Annotated in this window: 1 protein-coding gene and 1 pseudogene; both read left to right on the forward strand. The window is 46.5% G+C overall.

The features are described 5' to 3' along the window. Positions 1–1018 (forward strand): GspE/PulE family protein (locus A3738_RS07200; RefSeq protein ID WP_197473668.1); only part of this gene is annotated, 1018 nt, incomplete at its 5' end. Continuing rightward, positions 1005–1310 (forward strand): annotated as a pseudogene (locus A3738_RS07205) (type II secretion system F family protein); the annotation flags it as partial. The gene A3738_RS07200 and the pseudogene A3738_RS07205, both read left to right, overlap by 14 nt.

A 1310-nucleotide genomic window follows, 5' to 3' on the forward strand; every position in this document is an offset into this window, starting at 1 on the left:
AGTGCTTCGACTTAAGTTAATGTGCGGCTTAAATATATCTGAAAAGCGTCTGCCTCAAGACGGGCGTTTCAATATTCTCGTTAATGGACGTTCGATTGACGTGCGTCTTGCGACACTTCCGACACAGTTTGGTGAAACCGCTGTATTGCGTCTCTTAGATCAAAGCCAGCAAGTTCTGAATCTGTCTGACACAGGTATGCCTCCTGAGATTGAAGTGCGATTCAAACAAGCTCTGGCACAACCGCATGGCATGATTCTGGTAACTGGGCCAACCGGTAGCGGAAAAACCACAACGCTCTATGGGGCTCTGAAGTTTTTAAATAAACCTGAGCTCAAAATAGTGACTGTAGAAGACCCTATTGAGTACCGGATGAGCCGACTTACGCAAATTCAGGTGAACCCCAAAATAGGATTAGATTTTGCCTCTGTTGCGAGAGCGAGTCTTCGTCATGACCCAGACGTGCTTTTAGTCGGTGAAATGCGGGATGAAGAGACCGTCGATATCGGCTTAAGGTCGGCGATGACGGGACACCTAGTATTGTCCACGCTTCATACCAATGATGCGATTTCGAGTGCACTGCGTTTAATGGATATGAAAGCAGAGCCCTACATGATTGCGGGTTCTATCTATGGGGTATTAGCACAACGCTTAGTAAGACGTTTGTGTGAGCAATGTGCTCAAGAAACTCATTTAGATGAGCATGAGAAGGTTCTAGTTGAAGAGCTTTTAAAGAATGACAATGGGCTATCTGATGAAGACCTTTCATTCAAAGCTCCTCAAGGTTGTCCGGCATGTTCGAATACTGGTTATAAAGGTCGTGTCGGGGTGTTTGAATGGCTCGAGTTGGATGAACCATGTTTAGAAGCTTTAAGGCAAAATGAGACACGGACCTTCATTCAACATGCTCGACAGGCTAAACACTATCAGCCTCTCGCTGTATCTGCCTTGCATCTCGCTATGAATGGTGTCACTTCTTTAGAAGAAGCACTGAAGGTTGCTGGTTATGCCGAGCTTTGAGTATCGAGCCCGAGATCAAAAAGGTGCGTTGCACCACGGTGTAATGGAAGCAGCGCACGGAGCAGATGTTGCGCGCGCGATGAAGCAAAGAGATCTGCTACCGGTCTCGATTGAGGTGCTCGAGACGCGTCGCAAAGAGCTCGCTTTACCTTCAAGAAAAAAGGTGTCGAGTGAAATCTTAATTATGTTTTCGCGCCAAATGTATGCCTTGCTTGCAGCGGGTGTGCCGATTACGAAAGCAATATTGGGATTAGCAGAGGCAAGTCGTTCTTCTACATTTATGCGAACTTTA

The sequence above is a fragment of the Oleiphilus sp. HI0066 genome, from assembly GCF_001635725.1.